Annotated in this window: 5 protein-coding genes; 1 reads left to right on the forward strand and 4 read right to left on the reverse strand. The window is 71.7% G+C overall.

Translation table 11 applies throughout. From position 1 onward, the window contains the following. Nucleotides 1-337: 337 nt before the first annotated feature. The 4 genes from Q8O26_RS03365 to Q8O26_RS03380 all read right to left on the reverse strand — a co-directional run bounded on the left by Q8O26_RS03365 (nucleotide 338) and on the right by Q8O26_RS03380 (nucleotide 4,931). Nucleotides 338-1,621 (reverse strand): DNA-packaging protein, encoded by a 1,284-nt coding sequence (locus Q8O26_RS03365; protein ID WP_371134434.1) that lies wholly within the window; start codon nucleotides 1,619-1,621, stop codon nucleotides 338-340. After that, nucleotides 1,578-1,856: a hypothetical protein gene (locus Q8O26_RS03370; RefSeq protein ID WP_305573474.1), complete on the reverse strand. Its 279-nt coding sequence runs from the start codon at nucleotides 1,854-1,856 to the stop codon at nucleotides 1,578-1,580. The genes Q8O26_RS03365 and Q8O26_RS03370 overlap by 44 nt, the downstream gene beginning before the upstream one ends. A 388-nt stretch (nucleotides 1,857-2,244) precedes the next feature. Continuing rightward, a complete protein-coding gene (locus Q8O26_RS03375; RefSeq protein ID WP_305573476.1) occupies nucleotides 2,245-2,436 on the reverse strand; it encodes a CsbD family protein in 192 nt (63 codons plus the stop codon). Nucleotides 2,437-2,525: 89 nt separating this feature from the next. After that, on the reverse strand, nucleotides 2,526-4,931 hold the full coding sequence (locus tag Q8O26_RS03380) for a heavy metal translocating P-type ATPase (protein WP_305573478.1): 2,406 nt from the start codon (nucleotides 4,929-4,931) through the stop codon (nucleotides 2,526-2,528). Between the two features lie 169 nt (nucleotides 4,932-5,100). On the opposite strand from Q8O26_RS03380, the gene Q8O26_RS03385 reads away from it, so the two are divergent. After that, nucleotides 5,101-5,535, forward strand: a complete 435-nt coding sequence (locus tag Q8O26_RS03385) for a MerR family DNA-binding protein (protein WP_305573479.1) — start codon at nucleotides 5,101-5,103, stop codon at nucleotides 5,533-5,535. The last annotated feature ends 193 nt before the right edge of the window (nucleotides 5,536-5,728 follow it).

Raw genomic sequence — 5,728 nt, forward strand, 5'->3', positions numbered from 1 at the left:
TCATGAGGCCTCCGAAGCGGGCCGATGAAGGGGGTCGTCGAAAAGGCGCCAGCGACAGAGACCGGCACCGGACGTGTCAGAGGGCATTTGGCGAGGCGCGCTTGAAGGCCCCACCCGTACCCTCCCCGCTGACGCAGGGAGGGGGACACTGGCGTCGCGTGCGTTCGAGGTCGTCGCGCCACGCCCAACCCGCGGGCAACGCTTGGCCCAGACGCCTCAAGGGAGCGTTCGAGCCCCTGCCGGGGGACGGCGATGCCCGATCCCCCTCCCCTCGCCAGAGGGGAGGGTCGGGGTGGGGCATTCTCGACAATCTCAACGAGCAGAGGCGAAACCGCCCCTACAGCCCCCGCACCCGCGCTTCCGCCCTTGGCTTGAGCGCCAGATGCGTCACCGCCCAGACCAGCGCATCGAGCCGGTCGGGGCTCCGCCCGTTCGACAGGCCGTCCGGGCCGAAATCGGCGAGCTCGTCCTCCAGCGCCGGAAAGCGCCCGGCATGGCGGACACGGCCCTGCGCATAGAGGGCGGCGACCGGCTCGGCGCGCAGGTGCTTGGAGCGCGCCGCCCTGACCGGCGTCACCGGCACGTCGGGCGCCACCTCGCCGATCACCGCCGCCACCATGTCACCGCCCTGGTTGATCTCGACGACGAGGGCGTCGGCCTCGAGGCGGCGGAACAGCACCGCCGCCCTCCCCGCCCATTCATGGGGTTTGAGCCCCTCGGCGCTGGCATCGGCCAGCACGAAGACCGTGCCCTCGGCGTCCGTGCCGCAGGCGACGATGCCGCAGGCATCCGCCCCCTTGCGGTGCGAAGCCGGCGGATCGACAGCGACCGCGATGCGCTTCAGCGCCGGTGCCGCGCCCACCCGCTGCGCCTCGATGGCGGCGCGGGAAAAGAGCGCGCCCTCGCGGTCGTCGATCAGCTCGCCGTCGAGTTCCTGCCGGCCGAGCCGCGTGCCGCCATAGCGCGCCACCAGCGCCCTGACGATGCCCGGCGCGAGGTTGGCGGCATTGGCCGCGGTGGCCGAGCGGGTGACGACCGTCTCGCCATCCGCCAGCAGGCGGCGCATGAGCGGCGTCGCCCGCGGTGTGGTGGTGACCATGATGCGCGGCCGTTCGCCGAGGCGCAGTGCGAAGCTCAGCATGTCCCAGGTCGCCTCGGCCTGCACCCATTTGCCGGTCTCGTCGGCCCAGGCGGCGTCGAATTGCGGCCCGCGCAGAGCCTCCGGGTCCTCCGAGGAGAAGCCGTGGGCGATAGCGCCGTTGGGCCAGACGAGGCGGCGGCGCGAGGGCTCGAAGCGCGGGCGCTCGGCCGGAAAGCCGCAGGCCCTCAGCCCCGAGACCCCCTCGACCATGACCTCGCGGACCTGGTCGATGGTCTCGCCGATCAGGGCGATGCGGCCGGCTTTCGGGCCGAAGCCGTCGCGGCCATGGACGATGCCATGGACCCATTCGGCCCCGGCGCGGGTCTTGCCGGCACCGCGGCCGCCGATGAAGGCCCAGACGCGCCAGCGGGCGGGCGGCGGCATCTGTTCGGGACGGGCAAAAGCCGGCCAGAAGGCGCGGAGCCGGGCGATCTTCTCAGGCTCGAGGGCCGCGATCCTGTCCGGGCTTGCCCGGAGCAAGTTCCGCCGCAAGCGCCTCAGCCCAGGCGTCGGCGTCCACAGGCGCGGTGACAGCGGGGGCATCGGCATCTCCGGCAGGGTCGCGGCCGGCAAGGGCCTTGCGGTCGAGGGTCGCCAGACGGTCGAGGGTCGCGGCCAGCGCGCCGAGGCGGCGGGCGGCCGTGGCGGAGGGGCCGCCGAGGCTCGCCTCGACGGCTTCGATCTCGCGCTCGGCGGCGGCAAAGAGGCGGCGCACCAGGCGTGGCCGCTCCGGGCATTCGGCAAGGCCCGGACAGGGCTTGCCGGCATGGGACTGATGATCGGGGCCGGCGGGGACCGAAGATGCGGCAGCTTGGACGACGATTTGGGCGACGGGCCGACGGGAGGGCGCGGCGGTCTGCTGCGCCGGTGCGGCGCGACCGGCGGCGGGCGCGGCCGCGGCGGCCGTCTCCGGGCTCGAAAGAGGGGCTTGGGGCGGCAAGAAGGCCTCCATCGGCAGGCCGGGTTAGCGGGGCGGAAACGACGACGCCCGGCCGGGGTTTCCCCCCGCCGGGCGCAGTTTTCGAACATGACCAGAAACTAGCCGACCAGCGCATCGCTGTCAAGGCTTATTTTCTCAGTGTTAGTTTTATTTTCCGCGAAACTCAGGCCTTGTCGATGATCGCCTTGACGGCGTCCTTGGCCTCGCCCTTGGCCTGCTGGGCTTCGCCCTTCAGCTCCTGGAGCTTGCCCTTGGCCTGCATTTCCTGGTTGTCGAGGGCCTTGCCGACGCCCTGCTTGACGTTGCCGGAGGCCTCGTTGGCCATGCCCTTGATCTTGTCGCCGGTGCTACCCATCAGAATTCTCCTCGGTGGATCGAATTGACGAGGGAACAACGGCGGACGGCGGCGACGGTTCCGTCACGGCGGCGTGATGGGGCGGCCCCCTACCCTTCCAGCTTCACCGCCCTGAGCCGCAGCGCATTGCCGATGACGCTGACCGAGGACAGCGACATGGCGGCGGCGGCGATCATCGGCGAGAGCAGCAGGCCGAAGGCCGGATAGAGCAGGCCCGCCGCCACCGGCACGCCAAGGGCATTGTAGGCGAAGGCGAAGACGAGGTTCTGGCGGATATTGCCCATGGTCGCCTCGGAGAGCCGCCGGGCCCGGACGAGGCCGAGGAGATCGCCCTTCACCAGGGTGATGCCGGCGCTCTCCATGGCGACATCGGTGCCGGTCCCCATGGCGATGCCGACATCGGCGGCGGCCAGAGCCGGGGCGTCGTTGACGCCGTCGCCGGCCATGGCGACGACACGGCCCTCGGCCCGGTAGCGGGCGACGACCGCCGCCTTGCCGTCGGGCAGGACGTCGGCCTCCACCGCGGCGATACCGAGCTGGCGGGCCACAGCCTCGGCAGTGACGCGGTTGTCGCCGGTCAGCATGACGATGCGGATGCCCTCCGCCGCCAGCGCCTTGAGGGCGGCGGGCGTCGTCGCCTTCACCGGATCGGCGATGGCCATGATCCCCGCCAGCTTGCCGTTGACGGCGGCGAAGATGACGGTGGCGCCGTCACGGCGCAGCTCGTCGGCGAGCGGCGCCAGGGCCGAGACATCGACGGCGAGATCGGCGAGGAAGGCGGCGGAGCCGAGGGTGACGCGTTTCCTCTCCACCATGCCATAGGCGCCCTTGCCGGCGGGGGAGTCGAAGCCCAGAACCCGCGGCACGGCGAGGCCGCGCGCCTCCGCCTCCCGGACGATGGCCTCTGCCAGCGGGTGCTCGGAGGGCTTCTCGACGGCGGCAGCGAGGCGCAGCACCTCGTCCTCGGCGAAGCCTTCCGCCGCAACCACGGCGGTCACCGCCGGCCGGCCCTCGGTCAGCGTGCCGGTCTTGTCGATGATCAGCGTGTCCACCGCCTCCATCCGCTCCAGCGCCGCGGCGTCGCGGATCAGCACGCCGGCCTCGGCGCCGCGGCCGACGCCGACCATGATCGACATGGGCGTGGCGAGGCCGAGGGCGCAGGGGCAGGCGATGATCAGCACCGAGACGGCGGCGACCAGGGCGAAGGCGAGCTGCGGCGGCGGGCCGAACAGCGCCCAGGCGGCGAAGGCCGCGACGGCGATGGCCATGACCACCGGCACGAACCAGCCGGCAACCCTGTCGGCGAGGCGCTGGATGGGGGCCCGCGACCGCTGGGCATGGGCGACCATCTGGACGATCTGCGCCAGCATCGTGTCGCGGCCGACCTTCTCGGCGGCGATCACGAGGCCGCCGGAGCGGTTGAGCGTGCCACCGATGGCGCGGTCGCCGGGCTCCTTGGTGACGGGCATGCTCTCGCCGGTCACCATGCTCTCGTCCACCGCCGAGCGGCCCTCGATCACCTTGCCGTCCACCGGCACCTTCTCGCCAGGACGGACCCTGAGGCGGTCACCCACCTCAACCTCGTCCAGCGGCACCTCGGCCTCGCTGCCATCGGCACTGATGCGCCGGGCGGTCTTCGGGGCGAGGTCGAGCAGGGCGCGGATGGCGCCGGAGGTAGCGTCGCGGGCCCGCAGTTCCAGCACCTGGCCGAGCAGGACGAGGACGGTGATCACCGCCGCCGCCTCGAAATAGACCGCGACCTCGCCGTGATGGCCGCGGAAGGCGGGCGGGAAGAGGCCGGGGCTGAGCGTCGCCACCACCGAATAGGTCCAGGCGACGCCGGTGCCGATGGCGATCAGGGTGAACATGTTGAGGTGGCCGGTGACCACCGACTGCCAGCCGCGGACGAAGAAGGGCCAGCCGGCCCAGAGCACGACAGGGGTGGCGAGGACGAGCTGTACCCAGCTCGACCAGCCCGCCGGCAGCGGCGCCCAGCCGAAGAGATGGCCGCCCATCTCCAGCACGAAGACCGGCAGGGCGAGCGCGAGGCCGGCCCAGAAGCGCCGGGTCATGTCGATCAGCTCTTCATTGGGGCCGGCTTCGGCCGTCACCATCATCGGCTCCAGCGCCATGCCGCAGATCGGGCAGGTGCCGGGGCCGATCTGCTGGATCTCCAGGTGCATCGGACAGGTGAACATCGTGCCTTCCGGCACGGGCTCCGGCGGCGGAGCGCTGGCCGGATCGAGATAGCGCTTGGGGTCGGCGCGGAACTTGGTCACGCAGCCGGCCGAGCAGAAGAAGTGCTCGACGCCGTGGAGCGCCGTCTTGTGCGGCGTGGTGGCGATGTCGACCGTCATGCCGCAGACCGGGTCGATCACCTTGCCGTCGGTCGGTGCGGCGGGACGGGCCTCGGCATGGTCATGGTTATGGGCCGCCTGGGCGTGATCGCGTCCGCCGCAGCAGCCGCCCGACGCCTTGTTGTCCTGAGCCGTCATGACGGGTCTCCTGTGGCACTTGCGGCGTGGTGTAATCCTTCCCATCATGGGAGGGTCAAGCGCCGCCTGCCTGTCCCGGTTCAACCCGCTGGCGACTGCATTGATCCCTGCGTCCTTCGCGGCACCAGGGACGCACGCCCCCCGCTGCCGGCCAGCAAAGGACATTCCGATGAACATCGGCCAGGCTTCCGCCGCTTCCGGCGTCTCCGCCAAGATGATCCGCTACTACGAATCCATCGCCCTGCTGCCGGCCGCCGGCCGCCGCGACAGCGGCTATCGCGACTATGGAACCGAGGACGTTCACCGCCTGAGCTTCGTCCGGCGGGCCCGCGATCTCGGCTTCTCCATCCCGCAGATCCGCTCGCTGCTGGCGCTCTGGACCGATACCGACCGCTCCAACGACGACGTGCGCGCCATCGCCAGGGAGCACCTCGCCGAAATGGAGGACCAGGCCCGCAAGCTGCAGGAGATGATCACCATCCTCACGGCGCTGGTCGGCTCCTGCGAAAAGGGCCGGCGCAGCGCCTGCCCGATCATCGAGGAGCTCGGCGACCACAAGCCGGCCCCTGTGGCACGGGCCAGGGCGACGCGCCGGGCGGCATGAGGGCCAGGCCTGGGTGCAGGGTGCCGCCTCACCTCTCCCCGGCGGGGCAGGCACCGCTTCACCTCTCCCCGGCGGGGAGAGGTCGACGAGCGCAGCGAGGCGGGTGAGGGGGAGAGTGGTTTCCCGGAAAGGTGCTGCCCCCTCACCCGGCCTGCGGCCGACCTCTCCCCGCCGGGGAGAGGTGAAGAGCCGG

This window comes from Phreatobacter sp. (assembly GCF_030691135.1).
Classification (GTDB): domain Bacteria; phylum Pseudomonadota; class Alphaproteobacteria; order Rhizobiales; family Phreatobacteraceae; genus Phreatobacter.

Excerpts from the sequence above, each read along its gene's own strand:
- Q8O26_RS03375 (WP_305573476.1), bottom strand. The coding sequence starts at position 2,436 with ATGGGTAGCACCGGCGACAAGATCAAGGGCATGGCCAACGAGGCCTCC.
- Q8O26_RS03385 (WP_305573479.1), top strand. The coding sequence starts at position 5,101 with ATGAACATCGGCCAGGCTTCCGCCGCTTCCGGCGTCTCCGCCAAGATG.
- Q8O26_RS03380 (WP_305573478.1), bottom strand. The coding sequence starts at position 4,931 with ATGACGGCTCAGGACAACAAGGCGTCGGGCGGCTGCTGCGGCGGACGC.